We start from the raw sequence: 16234 nt of genomic DNA, 5'->3' as shown, positions 1-16234 counted from the left end.
ACGTTTTTTTCGTTAAGACATCGGCGGCTTCCGATCGTCAGCCGATTGATGTTTTTCAATTTTGCGATCCAATTTTGCGAGATAACGGGAGGCAAATTCTTTTCCGCCAAGACCGAATGAAAGTCCGAAGGCAAGCGCGAAACCGCCCAGAATCAGAATAAACGCGGCATTTACGATCGTGTCGGCGACACCGAGCTGATCCAGCGCCATAAAGATTGAAAGAGTGATAATGGTATATTTCGCAAGCGGCGCCAGGAATCTGAATTCCTTTCCGCTCAGCATGCCGGCAAGCAGCCTGCTGACGAGCTGTCCGGCCAAAAGCCCGATTCCGAGAATAAATACAGCGGCCAGAACATTAGGCAGGTAAGCGATAATACCTGTTGCGATAACAACGAGAAATTCAAGATGGACAAGCTGCAGCGCCTCTGCCGTAAAGAGCAGGACGATGATGATCTGAACAATCATGCCGACCGTCTGAGAAAGCGTCAGCTTCGGGGTACCCGTCTGTTCAAAGCCCATTTTACCGAGAAGAGAGTCGAAACCGGCCCGGTGCAAGAGCCCGGATACAATGCTGTTGACCCATTTTCCGATCCAGATGCCGGCGATGATCAGCACGATACCGATGATGATATTAGGGAGCATTGTGAAGACCGTGTGCAGCATGGCTGACGCCGGTTCAGAAATACCCGCCACATCAAGCCGGTCAAGCGCAGAAATGATCACCGGAATGAAAATCAGCACGTAGACAATCGTTCCGATGATTGCCGACAGGCTTGTATCCTTCAGGTATATAGAAAGCCCCATACGTGCGGCGAGCCTTTCCGTGCCGATACTCGCCAGAAAGTTTGTGACGATATCACGAACGAGACGGGCAACAAGCCAGCCGATTAAAACAATCAGCGCCGCGGCGAATAATTTCGGTATAAAGGACAAAACGCTTTGGATCATATTTGTAAACGGCCCTGATACTCCGCTGATTTGGAGAGCGGCCAAGACGCCGGGCAGGAACAAGAGCAAGACGAAGTAAAAAACGATTCGTGAAGCGGCCGTAACGGATCTGCTCATCTCCGCTTCTTCAGACACCATTGTCCATTTTCTGAGCCGGCCGTTTTCAGCGAGTTTCATGCCCGCTTTTTTGACGAGATAGCTGAAAAGCGAAGCGGCCGCCCAGCCCAACAGCAGAATCAGGCCGGCTTTTAAAATGCTCGGCACAGCCGCCGTTATCGCTGACAGCATGCTGACAAAAGGCGAAGCCACGGTTGTCAGATGCAGAATGTTAAAGAATAGAATAAAAACGATGATTAATGCGATAAAATAAATGACTTTACTGATGACTTTTTCTGAGGAATAGCGCGCCGGCTTTTTTTCGGCGAACAGCCTGTCGTCGATTTTTGTTTTTTGCAGGCCTTTGTATACGGCTTTTTCAATGATTTTGGCAATGCCCCAGCCGATAAGCAGGACGAGCAGTGCGATGATCAGATTCGGGAGTTTGCTGAGATACGTCGTAAGCATGTCTGCTGTATTCAAGTAGAATCGCTCCTTTTCTTTTTGGGGTATGGTGTGTGTTTTACCCACTTACAGATAAAGCAAACGGGGCGGATGTGCCGAAAGTTTTCAGACGGAAACCGGTCTGTTATTTCATCTTTTGAGAGGAGGGGTCATACATTATAAATAAGTCCAAGTAGGGGGGATTCGGTTGAACGCGGAGGAGACAAAAGGTTTACAGCGGGCAATTGAGGAAATAACCGACATTGCGAAGGGTTTCGGCCTTGATTTCTACCCGATGAGATATGAAATTTGTCCGGCTGAGATTATTTATACATTCGGCGCGTACGGCATGCCGACGAGATTCAGCCATTGGAGTTTCGGCAAACAATTTCACAAGATGAAACTCCATTATGATCTCGGTTTGAGCAAAATTTATGAACTTGTCATTAATTCCAACCCTTGCTACGCTTTTTTGCTGGACAGCAATTCGCTGATCCAAAATAAATTAATTGTAGCCCATGTTCTTGCCCATTGTGATTTTTTCAAACATAACTGCCGCTTTCAAAATACGAACCGGGACATGGTTGAGAGTATGGCGGCTGCAGCGGAGCGGATTAAGCATTATGAAAGAATTCACGGGATAAAAGAGGTGGAGTCCTTTTTAGATGCCATTCTAGCGGTTCAGGAGCATATCGATCCGTCGCTCGTCAGGCCGAAGCTGCTGTGGAGCGTCGATGACGAAGAGGAGGACGAAGAAGAAACCGCGTCATCGCCTTACGATGATTTATGGGGAATGGATAAGCCGAAGCAGGTGAAAAAGAAAAAAGGGAAAAAACCGTTTCCGCCCCGGCCGGAAAAAGATATTCTGCTGTTTATCGAAGAACATTCGCGGGAGCTTGAACCGTGGCAGCGTGACATTTTAACCATGATGAGAGAAGAAATGCTGTATTTCTGGCCGCAGCTGGAAACGAAAATCATGAACGAAGGCTGGGCATCCTATTGGCATCAGCGGATTATCCGCGAGCTTGACCTGACTTCAGATGAAGCCATCGAATTTGCGAAGCTGAACGCAGGCGTCGTTCAGCCGTCAAAAACGGGAATCAACCCGTATTATTTAGGGCTGAAAATTTTTGAAGACATCGAAGAGCGTTATGACAACCCGACAGATGAAATGAAAAAAACAGGAGTAAAGTCCGGTTCCGGACGCGAAAAAATGTTTGAGGTCAGGGAAATTGAATCGGATATATCATTTATCCGCAATTATTTGACGAAAGATCTCGTGATGCGTGAGGATTTGTATTTATTCCAAAAACAGGGCAGGGACTATAAAGTGATCGACAAAGAATGGAAGGCCGTGCGCGACCAGCTCGTGAACATGCGGGTCAACGGGGGATTTCCTTATCTGACCGTCAATGACGGGGATTACCTGAAGAATAATGAACTTTATATTAAACATTGGTATGAGGGAATTGAGCTTGATCTGAAATATTTGGAGAAAGTGCTGCCGTATCTGTACCAGCTGTGGGGCAGGAGCGTGCACATCGAATCTGTTCTTGAAGACAGAGAAGTGATGTTTTCGTATGACGGCAAAGGAGTGCACCGGAGATATCTGTAAAAGAAGAAAGGATGCGGGGAAACCCCCGCATCCTTTTTTATTTTCCGTGTCTCAGGATGTGAAAAATCTTTTTGGCCTGGTCCGTGTTGTTTAAAAGCCCCGTAAATGACTCTCTTCCCGGACCGTATGCGTAAACGGGAACTTCTTCGCCTGTATGATCGCCGGTTGTCCAGCCGCTGTTGGTTTTCGCATTAAAGAGCTTAATGATCGCTTTGTAGATGCTCTTGTCAGCATCCTGTTTTGCGGCCGTTTCGATCTGTTTGATTTCCGCTTTTGACCATTTCAGGTCTGTATAATGCGCAAGCACGGAAGATACGGATTTGCCCGCTTTGATTTGGTCAGCCATAAATGCCGGGGTTTTTTTTGCGGCAAGAATCGGTTCAACATGCCAGTTTTTATCGTCATTCGCGCCGATCGTCAATCCGCCGGTGGTATGATCAGCCGTGGCAACGACAAGCGTATGTTTGTCCTTTTTGGCAAATGCGATCGCTGCTTTATACGCTTTTTCAAAATCCTTCATTTCACTCATTGCGCCGACTATATCATTGTCATGTCCCGCCCAGTCAATTTGGCTGCCTTCGACCATTAAGAAAAACCCTTTTTTATTCTTGTTCAGCCTGTCGATCGCCGCCGTTGTCATGTCTTCTAATGAAGGGACGGCGTTTGAGCGGTCGATTGCTTTGTCGAGTCCGCCATCGGCAAACAGGCCGAGAATCTTCTTGTTACGATCCTTTTTGAGCTCCTGTTTTGATGTCACGTAGCTGTATCCCGCTTTTTTGAAATCCTTTGTTACATTGCGGTCTTTACGGATAAAGTTTGACTTGCCGCCTCCGAGGAGCACATCGACTTTCTGTTTTCCGTTGATGCGGTCATCAAAGTAGCTGCTTGCGATGTCATCCATGTTCTTTCGGGATTTGTTATGGGCTCCGAATGCCGCAGGGGTGGCGTGGGCAATCTCCGAAGTTGCGACAAGTCCGGTGGATTTCCCTCTTTGTTTCGCTTCTTCGAGGACGGATTTTACCCGCTTTCCTTTTTTATCGACTCCGATCGCCGCGTTATACGTTTTCACGCCTGTGGCCATTGCCGTGCCTGCCGCCGCGGAATCGGTAATATTGGAATCAGGATCGTCGGGGTAAGTCATCATCATACCGGTGAGATTGGGGTCGAATGCCGTCAGTTTCATACCATCCGAAGGCTTTCCTTTGTTAATGACCGAACGGTAGGCGTTCATATAGGGAGCGCCCATTCCGTCGCCGACCATGAAGATGACGTTTCTGATCTCGTTTTTGTCAGGCTGTTTTTTTGCCGCAGCCTGTTCGGAGTGCTGAAGCACCGCGCCCGCAATCAGACCGGCTGTCAGCACGGATACGGCTGCCGCCGGCAGAAGTTTTGATCGAACCTGTTTAAATAGACTCATTCTCACTCGTCCTCCTTTAATCGTGTCTGCATGTCTAATGGTAGGGGGTGTTTGTAAAGAGCGCCTGTTCCTCCTGTAAATTTCAGGTGAAACATTGTTAGAAATGTAAATTCCGGTGTAATGTTATGTTTTCAAGAAAGAGTGAAAACCATTCACTTTTTTGAAAAAGACGAGGATTTTTTTAACAAGGGGTTATTTGGAAAATGAACTGCTTTGTTTTTCCAAAATACGAGGATCACAGGAAAAAAACATGACAAATTGACTTGTTTTTCGTCACGTTTGAAATCAAATTGAAATATTTAATACCCTTAAAAACTTTTTTCTAAAACGAATTAGTAAGAAATTTGTCACGGGAAGTCAAGTCTATTTCTAGTGGAAATTGAACCTTATAATAGGAAACAGATAAAAACTTTAAAAAAGAGACACATAAAATAGATAGAATCATTCAGGGAGGAAAATATGAAAAAGCAACTTGTTACAGCAACAACGGCAGTGGTTTTGGGGACGACTTTGTTTGCGGGCGCGGCATCTGCGCAAACGATTAAGGTAAAAAAAGGCGATACATTATGGGGACTTTCAAATCGGTATGGAACGTCAATTAATTCCATTAAATCTGAGAACAAATTAAAATCGGATATCATTTACATCGGTCAGACGCTTTCGATTAACGGTAAATCATCCTCAGGTTCAAGCTCAAGCAGCAAGTCATCATCGTCTACATATAAAGTCGTAAAAGGCGACAGCCTTTGGAAAATTGCGAATAAATACAAAATGACGGTAAACCAATTAAAAAGTTTAAACGGTTTAAAAACGGACCTGATCCGCATCGGACAAGTTCTTAAAGTAAAGGGATCAACTTCCGGTTCAACGTCTTCAGGATCTTCGTCATCAAAGCAGCCTTCATCCAGCCATAATGCTGCACAGACGAGCCTGAATGTAAACAAGCTGATTTCTGATGCGCAATCTTTAACCGGGACGCCGTATGTATGGGGCGGAACAACAACTTCCGGCTTTGACTGCAGCGGATTTATTTGGTACCTGCTAAACAAACAGACGAGTGTCGGCAGAACGAGCACTGCGGGATACTGGAGCTCAATGAAGAGCGTGTCCAGCCCGTCAAGAGGAGACTTCGTCTTCTTTACAACATATCAGGCCGGCCCTTCACACATGGGTGTGTACATCGGAAACAACAAGTTCATCCATGCCGGTTCTGACGGCGTCACAACAAGTGATCTGAATAACAGCTACTGGAAACCTCGCTATCTTGGCGCGAAAAGATTCTAGCAGCGATAGAAACCCGTTCATCAGAACGGGTTTTTTATTTAGACGGGACAGAGCTCCATTTGTTTCACCTAAAAATGAAAATGTGATAAAAAATCTAAAAAGGTTTTCTTTTTTTCATTTTCATAGAGGGCGATGGCGTACGCGCCCGCGCTCGGCATCTGGGCGAATTCGCACGGAATTTCAATCATGCTGCCTGCGGCGAGTTCGGCCCGTACTGCTGACAGCGGCAGAAATGAGACACCCAGCCCCTCTTTAATAAATCGTTTCGTAATATGCGTCTGTGTCACCTTCATTGTCCTGACGAAAGGGAACTGTATTCTGACCTGGCGGAGCAAATCATCCCAATAGTCAGGATGGTTATGGGTCAAAAGCAGATATTGTCCGAACAGGTCTTTCACTTCATCCGCCTTCCCTGTTCCGGGTTTTCGGCCGGGCGGCGCGACGAGGACAACGGGGTCATTGTACAGGGGGCGGCAAGTGAGGGAAGATGATTGCACCTTTAAGCAGCTCAGTCCGATATCGGCTGAGCCGTTTCTGATTTGAGAGGCGATTTCTTCCGATTCGAAAATGGTGACCGTCATTTCGGTTTCTTTATTGTCCTCTGTATAACGCTTCATGACAGACGGGAGAACGGTGTCGGCGATAAGCGGCGAAACAGCGAGTGTCAGCGTGTGCGAGTAGCCCTGGCGCACCCTGTGCAGTTCCGCCATGCTGTTTTCATAGTCTTCCAAAAGCCTCATGGCAAACGGCACGTATGCTTTTCCTTCTTCCGTCAATTGTATTTTCCGGCCGCTTCGCTGAAACAGCTTGCAGCTGATTTCTTTCTCTAATAATTTTATATGAACGGTGACGGTCGGCTGAGATAAAAAAAGCGTTTCCGCCGTTTTTCTGAAATTCTCATATTTTGCCGCGGTGACGAAGGTGTGAAGCCATTTAAAATCCATAGATGCACTCCTCTGATTAAAAGTTTTAATTAATTCCCTTAAAAATATTCATTATTTTTTAAATATTATATTTACTATAATAACAGAAAGAGGATAAGGGGGAATGAAATTGATTTATCGTGGATTGAAAGGGATTACTTGTGCAGAAACGGCTATCAGCCACATTGACGGAGAAAAGGGGCATTTAATATATCGCGGCTATGATGCGAAGGATATCGCGCTGCAATTCAGTTTTGAAGAAGCGGCGTATCTCATTTTGAACGGGGCGCTTCCTGATGAGCGGCAATTGCTTGCGTTTCAGGAAGAACTTGCAGCCGAGCGCGGGCTTCCGAAACATTTGATCGACTTACTGGAAACGCTTCCGGATGAAATGGACGACATGGCGGTGCTGAGAACGGCTGTTTCAGGTTTGGGCACAGATTCATTTACATATCCGCCCAAGCCGGAAGAAGCGATTAAACTGATTGCCGTCACACCGACGATTATTGCGTACAGATACCGCCGTAAACAAGGGCAGGAAGCGTTGTCACCTGTGGCGCGATACGGACACGTTGAAAACTATTTGTATATGCTGACAGGCAGGCAGCCGTCCGCAGCCCAAAAGAAAGCGCTTGAAACGTATATGATTCTGGCGATGGAGCACGGGATGAATGCATCGACTTTTTCAGCGAGAGTCACCGTTTCGACTGAATCGGACTTAGTGTCTGCCGTCACTGCCGCACTGGGTACGATGAAAGGGCCGCTGCACGGAGGCGCGCCTTCAGGCGTCACGAAAATGCTTGAAGACATCGGGACAAAAGAAAATGCAGAAGCGTATTTGGCAGCGAAGCTTATGAGGGGAGAACGCCTGATGGGCTTCGGGCACAGGGTGTACAAAACAAAAGACCCGCGGGCGGAAGCGCTGCGTATAAAGGCTGAAGAAGTGGCGGGAAATGATCCGTCGCTTGACTTGGCGCTTTATGTGGAGAAGGAAGCCATCCGCCTGTTAGAGCAATATAAGCCCGGACGGAAGCTGTATACGAATGTGGAGTTTTACGCAGCGGCTGTGATGCAGGCCATTGATGTCGACAATGATTTATTTACGCCGACCTTTTCAGCAAGCAGAATGGCAGGCTGGTGCGCACACGTGCTTGAACAGTCCGCTGACAACATGATTTACAGGCCGTCTGCGAAATACACCGGCGCTTTTCCCGAAACGGCTCAGCAGCTTTAATCACCGGCATATTTGTCCGTTTAACTCCCCGCGCTGCGTGGTATCGTCTCAGTAATACCAATTGCAGGAGTGTGAGAATATGAATCCGATGGACAGACAGACGGAAGGACAAAAGCCGCAGGTGCAAAAGCGCCAGCCCGGCATTGAGTCAGACATGGAGCCGAAACCGCTCTTGGAGGACCCGGATGTAAAAGGGTCGGGCAGATTAAAAGGAAAAGTCGCCGTCATCACGGGCGGAGACAGCGGCATCGGCGCAGCGGCTGCGATCGCTTACGCGAAGGAAGGAGCGGATCTTGCCATCCTGTACCTAGACGAACATGCCGATGCTGAGAGAACGAAAAAGCGTGCGGAAGAATACCAGGCCGAATGCCTGTTAATTCCGGGAGACGTCGGTGATGAGGCGCATTGTCAGAAGGCGGTCCGGCAAGTCTTAGATCACTACGGAAAAATAGATATTCTCGTTAATAATGCGGCTGAGCAGCATCCGCAAAACGGGATTCTTGATATTACAGCTGAACAGCTGGAGAAGACATTCCGTACAAACATGTTTTCCATGTTTCATATGACAAAAGCCGTGCTGCCCCACCTGCAAAGAGGGAGCGCCATCATTAATACAACGTCTATTACCGCTTATCAGGGAGACACATCATTGATCGACTATTCGTGCACGAAAGGCGGCATCGTTTCCTTTACGCGTTCAATGGCGATGTCATTGGCCGATCAGGGGATCAGAGTAAATGCGGTGGCCCCTGGCCCGATCTGGACCGCCCTGATTCCGGCAACGTTTACTGAAGAAAAGGTGGAAAAGCATGGTCTGGACACTCCGATGGGAAGACCGGGACAGCCTGCGGAACACGCCGGAGCTTACGTGCTTCTGGCTTCAGATGAATCTTCCTATATGACGGGGCAAACCATTCACGTGAATGGCGGCAGATTTATTTCAACATAATACGCAAGTCTTATCCCGCGCTTTTAAAAAGGGCGGGATTTTTATTTGAACGTACATATGAATACGATTTTCAAAAAATGGAAGTCTCCAGCTGAATCACTAATGTTAATATTTCACAGTGGAGAATCCGCTGAGTTCTGTTTTATGAAAACTAAAAATAATATATAGAATTTTCAAAAAAGTTATTTTCATTTTTATATTTTTCGCTATAATATGACATAGGAGAAAGGAATGATGTGCTGAAACATTTCATGCGAAAAATAAGAATTTAGTCATTATTGCTATTGTTATCTGAATATTCTAACATATATTGGTTTACAAGGAGTGAAGCAGATGAAGGGGAGCGTATTCAGAAAGAAAAGCATTCAGGACCTGCTTGCCGCAACGAGCGGGGAAAAGTCGCTGAAAAGAGAGTTAGGGGCCTTTGATTTGACCCTTCTGGGGATAGGGGCCATCATCGGAACGGGGATTTTTGTATTAACCGGAACAGGCGCTGTCACGGCGGGGCCGGGGCTGACCGTTTCATTTGTCATCGCCGCTCTTGCGTGTTTATTTGCGGCTCTGTCATATGCTGAATTTGCTTCAAGCGTCCCGGTTTCAGGTTCCGTCTACACGTTTACTTATGCGACACTGGGTGAACTTCTCGCGTTTATCATCGGATGGGATTTAATCTTGGAATATATGCTCGCCGTCAGCGCGGTTTCGGTCGGGTGGTCCGGCTATTTTCAATCATTCTTGGCGGGCTTCGGCATTCATCTTCCGACCGCATTAACGGCCGCGCCGGGATCTATTAAAGGCACGGTCACATTCTTTAATCTCCCCGCATTTGTTATCGTGCTTGCGATTACATTCCTTCTCTACTTAGGCATTAAGGAATCGAAGCGGGTCAATAATATTATGGTCATTTTGAAGGTTCTGGTTGTTCTATTGTTTATCGCCGTTGCGGCCGTATATGTCAAACCTCACAACTGGCAGCCGTTTATACCGATGGGGTTCGGCGGTGTTTTCAGTGCCGCGGCGCTCGTTTTCTTCTCTTTTATCGGTTTTGACGCCGTCTCTTCCGCCGCTGAAGAAACGAAAAATCCGGCGAAGGATCTGCCGAAAGGAATTATCTTTTCATTAATCGTCTGCACCGTGCTGTATGTGACCGTATCGGCGATTATGACGGGCGTCGTTCCGTTTGCCCGCTTTGAAGGCGTTGACCATCCCGTGTCTCTCGTCCTGCAGATGGCCGGACAGAATTGGGTGGCCGGGATTATTGATATCGGCGCAGTGTTGGGGATGACAACGGTGATGCTCGTCATGCTGTACGGCCAGACGAGGGTGATGTTTGCCATGTCCCGTGACGGTTTGGTGCCGGGGGCGCTTTCAAAAGTCCATCCGAAGCATAAAACGCCGCACGTGGTGACATGGGTGTTCGGCATCCTGTCGGCATTACTCGGCTCGCTCGTCCCGCTTGATGAACTGGCGAAGCTGGTGAACATCGGCACGCTTGCCGCATTTGTCCTGATTTCCGTGGCGGTTATCGTATTGAGAAAGAAACAGCCTGATCTGCCAAGGGCTTTTAAATGTCCGGGGGTTCCCTTTATTCCGATATTGTCCATTCTGTTCTGCGTGTTTTTGATTATTAACCTTGGCGCCACCACCATATTCCGTTTCTTTATCTGGCTGATCATCGGTCTGGTGATTTATTTCTTATATTCGAGAAAGCATTCGAAATTAAACGGGGATTTGTAAGGAGCGGCACCCGCCGCTCCTTTTCATTTTTCGGAATAATGAAACATATTGAAATGGGCTTAAGTTATCGCAGTGAATAAGGGATAATATAGGGCGGAAGGGAAGTGGAAAGTCGTGTCTGACCAAAAAAGGGTTCAATGGGCCTCAAAAATAGGATTTATTATGGCCGCTGCCGGTTCGGCGATCGGCCTGGGAGCCATTTGGAAGTTCCCTTACGTAGCGGGTACGAACGGGGGAGGCGCTTTTTTTCTTGTATTCGTCCTCTTTACCGTGCTTTTAGGCTATCCGCTTTTGCTCGGTGAATTTATTTTCGGAAGACGGAGCCAGACAAATGCGATTGATGCCTACAAACAAGCCGCGCCGAAGTCGGTATGGCACCTTACGGGTTATGTGGGTGTGGCGGCCTGTTTTTTAGTTTTGTCTTTTTACAGTGTTGTCGGCGGGTGGATTTTGCTTTATGTGTTAAAAGCCGTTACCGGTTCTTTATCCGGGCTCACTCAGGAGCAGTACGGCACGGTGTTCGGGACGGTCATTGAAAATCCGATCCAGACTCTCATTGCGCAGCTTGTATTTATGATCATGACGGTGGCGGTCGTCGCAAAAGGCGTGCAGAAAGGGATTGAACGTGTCAGTGCGGTGCTGATGCCGATTTTATTCGTGCTGTTTCTATTGCTTGTGCTGCGATCAGTCACGCTCGATCATGCCGTTGAGGGGATTAGATTTTTATTGGTTCCGCACTTTGAAGATTTGACGCCGGAATCCATCCTATATGCTTTAGGACAGGCGTTTTTTACATTAACGCTCGGTGTTTCGGTCATGGTGACATACAGTTCGTATCTGCCGAAAACCCAAAATCTTCCGGGTTCGGCGGGTTCCATTGTTATGATGAATGTGCTCGTTACGCTGTTTGCGGGACTGGCCATTTTCCCGGCGGTTTTTTCGTTCGGCTTTAAACCGGATGAAGGGCCTACACTGCTGTTTACCGTGCTGCCGGCTGTGTTTGACCGGCTGCCGTTCGGCTCGCTGTTTTTTATCAGCTTTTTGGCGGTCTTTTTCTTCGCCGCGCTGACTTCGGCCTTTTCGATGGTGGAAATTATCGTGGCGACTGTCGGGAAAGGTGATGAAACGAAAAGAAAGAAGGTGTCGTGGACAAGCGGTCTGCTCATTTTCTTAGTCGGAATTCCGTCCTGTTTATCATACGGTGTTCTCGGTGATGTTCATTTGTTCGGAAAAACGTTTTTTGATCTTGCGGATTTCACCGTCAGCAATGTGCTGATTCCGCTCGGCGCTTTATTAATATCAATCTTCGTCCCGCTGAAAATACCGAAGCAGGAGCTGTTTGCCGAGATGAAAAGCGGTTCCGCCATCGGCTATCGTTTCTTTCAGGTGTGGTATTTCCTTCTGAAATATCTCGTGCCGCTGGCGATCATTGTCGTATTGCTGCATTTAATCGGCGTTCTTTCATTTTAAAAAAACAGGCCCCCGTAAAAGGGCCTGTTTTTATGTTTAAAAACCGAATTGCAGATTCGTATCAACGGCAACGATCGTATATACACAGACAATGACGAACAGATTGAGAATGACACCGAGCAGTCCCGGGCCCGTCCGTCCTTTTTTAATAAACAGCTCAATGATGCCGAACGGCACGGCGGCCATCGCAAACGGCAGCATCTGATAAGAATAGAAAGTCACATTGCTGATGATTGCCACGTTCAAAAGCAGCAGCGACAAAATCGCGGTACCGACTGATATCCAGCCGAAAACATTATGCTCTTTAAAAATTCTTACCAATTCCATAATTCCACCTCACCGATGTTTGCTGCTTTTACTGTTTTGTTTTTCAGCAGACGTTCGATTTCTTTTGTCGGCCCCGTCACGACAGAGCCGTATACGTTCATTCCGTGATGTTCAACATAGTCGATTCGGCTGCCCAGATTCATGTCTTTGCGTTTCGATATTGCATGCGCCCATTTTTTATGGCGGGACATAAATTCAAGGGCATTGATAAATTGTTCACGGTCTGTCTGTCCTTGCGTTTCGAAAGAGGACACCATCTTGGAATCTTTCCCGGGAAATCCTAACGGCTCTGCATAAGGACTGTCTTTCAGATTTTTCTCCGTTTCGACCGCGTTCCATAAAAACTTCACATCGTATTTTTTAAAAGTCGAATATACTTGAGAAGAAGGGTAGGCCCTGTCATAAGAAAGATAGACCTCCGCCACGCTTCCTTCAGGCAATTTTTTTAATGTCTGTCCGGCTTTGTCAATCGTGCGTTCCTTTAAGCCGGAAGGATGGGCGAAATAATGCTTTGCCTGTGCCGCGTCTAGATCATAGTAGTTAACGGCAGGCGATTTGACCGTATCTAAAAACATTTCAATCCGTTCTCCGCCGACGGATTTCGTTTTTGTGCCGATCTGCTTTTGCAGCGGAAATTCCGTATTCATTCCAAACAGCTTCACCTGGCTTTTCAGTCCGGAGGTATCGACGAGGACGTTCGGCATTGTGGTCGCCACCGTCACTGCCGCGGTCTCCATTAATTGATTGCCGGTGCTTTCTTTTCCTCCCAGACCGTAATAGAGGTAGCTTCCTAATGTACAAAGCGGCAAAATCATCAAAGTGGAGATGACGGCGAGAACTGAAATCCGCAAATACGATTTGCGTTTTCCGTATGATAAAATGGCCTTCTGTTTTTCCGGGCTGATGCCGACGTCCCATTCCCGGTCGTCCTGCATTTCGCTTTCAATCAACTCCTGATAGACTTCCAGCTTTTCCAGCTCTTCTTCAAAGGCGGCCATTTCCCGGTCGCTCATTTCTCCATTTTTGTATTGGTAAAAACGCTTTTTAAATTCTTCATTCATCATTAACACCTCTATTATAAAGTGCTTTCAGCCGCTGTCTGGCACGAAATAAAACACTTTTAAAATTAGCCTCTGAAATATTCATAATATGGGATGCTTCTTTGTAATTCAGTTCTTTTAAATAATACAGTGTTAAGGCCTCCCGATAATTGTCGGGAAGTTCGGACATATACCCTGTCAGCACTTCCTTGATTTCAATCTGATGAGCCGGGCTTTGAACAGCCGTCTGAAAAAGGCTCCCAATTAAGTCATCGGAAATGGTCACTTCCTTTTTATGTTTTCTGACATAATCTATAAACGCATTTCTCGCCACTTGAAAAAGCCATGGCTTTACTTTGCTGTGGTCGTAGGAGTGAATGTGTATGTATGCCCTCATAAAGGTTTCCTGCAGCAAATCTTCAGCGAGATGCTTGTCTTTTGTCATGGAGAGCAGGAACCGGTAAACATCATTCATATACATTTGGTAAATTTCATCGATCGTCACTGCCTTTTCTCCCCTCTATGTTATACACGCATAAGAAAGGTTTAAAGTTGCACGTTCCATGCAAACGGCTTAAATTCATTTTCACCTCATCAAACACCATTTCTCTATAGTACCCAAAATCCGTCATAAAAGATAGAGATCGGCGGAGGAAAAATATAATTATTAGTACCAGGTAATAAAAAATATTGTTATAATAGAGAGAGAGAACACTTTTGATCATTACAACAAAGGAAGTGCGTTATGTATAAGTTTTGTGCAAATGCCATCAAATGCATTCTATCCCTGCGCGGAGGAGTGAAAGTGTACAATAAAGAGAATCTTCCGTCTGATAAAGGATTCGTTATCGCGTGCACGCATGCGGGCTGGGTGGACGTCCTCACGCTCGGTGTCGGGATATTGCCCCATCAGATTCATTATATGGCGAAAAAAGAGCTGTTTCAGAAAAAGTGGATCGGACGTTTTTTGAAGAAGATTCACGCGTTCCCGGTTGACCGTGAAAATCCGGGCCCAAGCAGCATTAAAACGCCGATTAAGCTTCTGAAGGAAGGAAAGATTGTCGGGATTTTTCCGAGCGGTACGAGAACATCAGAAGACGTCCCGCTGAAAAGAGGGGCCGTGACCATCGCCCAAATGGGAAAAGCGCCGCTCGTTCCGGCCGCATATAAAGGGCCGTCTACGGGAAAAGCGCTGTTTAAAAAGGGAAAAATGCGGCTTATCATCGGCGAGCCGATTTTTTTGGAGGACTTTTCCGATCTTGCGCCGAAGGAGAGGCTTGCGGCCATGACAGAAGAGCTGAATGCCAGAATTAAAGAGCTTGAGAAAAAACTTGAACAATTGTAAATGAAAAAAAGCTTGCCGTCTGTATCAGACGCGCAAGCTTTTTTGTTATGCTTCTTTTTGTTCGGCCGTTTCCAGCAGTTCATCAAACGCCAGTTTTTTCACTTCGATATATGCGACGTGGTGGCCGTCAATTTCATTAATGATAAATTCACAGCCTTCTTCGATAATCGAGTCGTATTGTTCGACGTCGTATTTCTGGGTAAGGAACCAGCCGCCAATGGTGTCGACCTCGTCATTTTCTAAATGGATGCCGAGGAGTTCGTTCACTTGATCAATCAGGACCTTGCCGTCAAGCATGTAATGGCCGTCGCCGAGTTTACGGATTTCGTTGATTTCATCGATATCAAATTCATCACGGATTTCCCCGACGATTTCTTCGATGATGTCTTCAACGGTGACAAGTCCCGCGGTTCCGCCGTATTCGTCCGACAGAATCGCCATATGAACGCGTTCCTTCTGCATTTTTACAAGCAGATCGTGAATCGGTGCCGACTCAATCACATGGATGATCGGATTGACAAAATCGGTAATCGGCGAGTCGACTGATACTTCGCCGCTGATGCAGGCGGTCAGCACTTCTTTAATGTTAATGACGCCGATAATATTATCTTTGTCACCCTCTTCGACAGGGTAACGGGTATATTTTTCAATCTGAATGATGTCCATCATTTCAGAAATTTTGATATCATGCGGCAGACTGACGATTTCCGTACGCGGAATCATGATTTCTTTTGCAAGTCTGTCGTCAAATTCAAAGATTTTGTTCACGTATTTAAATTCAGACTGGTTGATTTCACCGCTTTTATAGCTTTCCGATAAAATGATGCGCAGCTCTTCTTCAGAGTGGGCAAGCTCATTTTCAGATACCGTCTCCAGACCGAACGTCTTCGTTAAAAGACGGGCGGAGTTGTTCAGAAGCCAGATAAACGGGAACATGATGCGGTAAAACCAAATGAGCGGTTTCGAAAACAGCATTGAAACGGCTTCCGCTTTCTGGATGGCGACTGTTTTCGGCGCCAACTCTCCCACGACCACGTGTAAAAATGTAATGATCGCATAGGCGAGAATAAATGAAATAATATGCGATAATGAGCTTGGTACGTTTATCTTTGTGAAAAGCGGATGAAGCAAGCGTTCAATCGTTGATTCGCCTAAGACACCAAGACCGATGGAAGTCAATGTTATGCCGAGCTGGCACGCCGATAAATACTCATCTAAATGCGTGGTCACTTTTTTGACACCGATTGCGGCTTTATTTCCTTCTGCTATAAGCTGGTCAACCCGTGAGCCTCTGATTCTGATTATCGCAAACTCAGATGCTACGAAAAATGCCGTCAGCGCGATTAAAACCGCGACTAAAATCAAATTCACAATGTCCAATTAGAACCTTCACTCCTTTTGGGAA

General features: G+C 46.6%; 13 protein-coding genes and 1 pseudogene. 7 read left to right on the top strand and 7 right to left on the bottom strand.

Going from position 1 to position 16234, the window contains the following annotated elements:
• Positions 1-12: 12 nt before the first annotated feature.
• A pseudogene (locus tag ABK447_RS15750) lies at positions 13-1592 on the bottom strand (mechanosensitive ion channel); the annotation flags it as partial.
• A gap of 104 nt (positions 1593-1696) precedes the next feature.
• On the opposite strand from ABK447_RS15750, the gene ABK447_RS15745 reads away from it, so the two are divergent.
• Positions 1697-3103 (top strand): SpoVR family protein, encoded by a 1407-nt coding sequence (locus ABK447_RS15745; protein WP_100001327.1) that lies wholly within the window; start codon positions 1697-1699, stop codon positions 3101-3103.
• 37 nt (positions 3104-3140) lie between these two features.
• Here the strand turns inward: ABK447_RS15745 and ABK447_RS15740 are convergent, their stop codons facing one another.
• Complete coding sequence (locus ABK447_RS15740; RefSeq protein WP_100001330.1) at positions 3141-4520, bottom strand: alkaline phosphatase; 1380 nt, start codon at positions 4518-4520, stop codon at positions 3141-3143.
• 459 nt (positions 4521-4979) lie between these two features.
• On the opposite strand from ABK447_RS15740, the gene ABK447_RS15735 reads away from it, so the two are divergent.
• A complete protein-coding gene (locus ABK447_RS15735) occupies positions 4980-5804 on the top strand; it encodes a C40 family peptidase (RefSeq protein WP_012117174.1) in 825 nt (274 codons plus the stop codon).
• A 68-nt stretch (positions 5805-5872) separates the two neighbouring features.
• Here the strand turns inward: ABK447_RS15735 and ABK447_RS15730 are convergent, their stop codons facing one another.
• Positions 5873-6748 (bottom strand): LysR family transcriptional regulator, encoded by an 876-nt coding sequence (locus tag ABK447_RS15730; protein WP_007409271.1) that lies wholly within the window; start codon positions 6746-6748, stop codon positions 5873-5875.
• A gap of 109 nt (positions 6749-6857) precedes the next feature.
• On the opposite strand from ABK447_RS15730, the gene ABK447_RS15725 reads away from it, so the two are divergent.
• From ABK447_RS15725 to ABK447_RS15710, 4 genes are all read left to right on the top strand, one after another.
• Entirely contained in the window at positions 6858-7961 is a 1104-nt protein-coding gene (locus tag ABK447_RS15725; protein ID WP_100001332.1) for a citrate synthase/methylcitrate synthase, read from the top strand.
• A gap of 79 nt (positions 7962-8040) precedes the next feature.
• Positions 8041-8910 (top strand): SDR family oxidoreductase, encoded by an 870-nt coding sequence (locus ABK447_RS15720; protein ID WP_007409269.1) that lies wholly within the window; start codon positions 8041-8043, stop codon positions 8908-8910.
• A gap of 333 nt (positions 8911-9243) precedes the next feature.
• Positions 9244-10647 carry an amino acid permease gene (locus ABK447_RS15715; protein WP_012117176.1) on the top strand — a complete coding sequence of 468 codons (1404 nt, stop codon included), beginning with the start codon at positions 9244-9246 and terminating at the stop codon, positions 10645-10647.
• Positions 10648-10761: 114 nt separating this feature from the next.
• The gene (locus ABK447_RS15710) at positions 10762-12117 is read left to right on the top strand and encodes a sodium-dependent transporter (RefSeq protein WP_100001335.1); all 1356 of its coding nucleotides are present in this window, start codon (positions 10762-10764) and stop codon (positions 12115-12117) included.
• Between the two features lie 36 nt (positions 12118-12153).
• Here the strand turns inward: ABK447_RS15710 and ABK447_RS15705 are convergent, their stop codons facing one another.
• From ABK447_RS15705 to sigM, 3 genes are read right to left on the bottom strand one after another with little or no spacing between them, the layout of a single operon-like run.
• Positions 12154-12444 (bottom strand): anti-sigma-M factor, encoded by a 291-nt coding sequence (locus ABK447_RS15705; protein WP_003155315.1) that lies wholly within the window; start codon positions 12442-12444, stop codon positions 12154-12156.
• Positions 12432-13508, bottom strand: a complete 1077-nt coding sequence (locus ABK447_RS15700; protein WP_088005355.1) for an anti-sigma factor — start codon at positions 13506-13508, stop codon at positions 12432-12434. The genes ABK447_RS15705 and ABK447_RS15700 overlap by 13 nt, the downstream gene beginning before the upstream one ends.
• The gene (gene sigM / locus ABK447_RS15695) at positions 13498-13989 is read right to left on the bottom strand and encodes an RNA polymerase sigma factor SigM (RefSeq protein WP_003155312.1); all 492 of its coding nucleotides are present in this window, start codon (positions 13987-13989) and stop codon (positions 13498-13500) included. Before sigM ends, ABK447_RS15700 begins: the two co-directional genes overlap by 11 nt.
• Before the next feature lie 240 nt (positions 13990-14229).
• On the opposite strand from sigM, the gene ABK447_RS15690 reads away from it, so the two are divergent.
• Positions 14230-14829, top strand: a complete 600-nt coding sequence (locus ABK447_RS15690) for a 1-acyl-sn-glycerol-3-phosphate acyltransferase (RefSeq protein ID WP_007409265.1) — start codon at positions 14230-14232, stop codon at positions 14827-14829.
• Between the two features lie 45 nt (positions 14830-14874).
• Here ABK447_RS15690 and ABK447_RS15685 read toward each other — a convergent pair whose 3' ends face one another.
• Positions 14875-16209: a hemolysin family protein gene (locus tag ABK447_RS15685; RefSeq protein WP_003155308.1), complete on the bottom strand. Its 1335-nt coding sequence runs from the start codon at positions 16207-16209 to the stop codon at positions 14875-14877.
• Between the last annotated feature and the right edge of the window lie 25 nt (positions 16210-16234).

The organism is Bacillus sp. hwrm1, assembly GCF_040207805.1.
Lineage (GTDB): Bacteria > Bacillota > Bacilli > Bacillales > Bacillaceae > Bacillus > Bacillus velezensis.
Note: the sequence above shows the minus strand (reverse complement) of the source record. Positions and strands in the feature narration are given on the sequence as shown.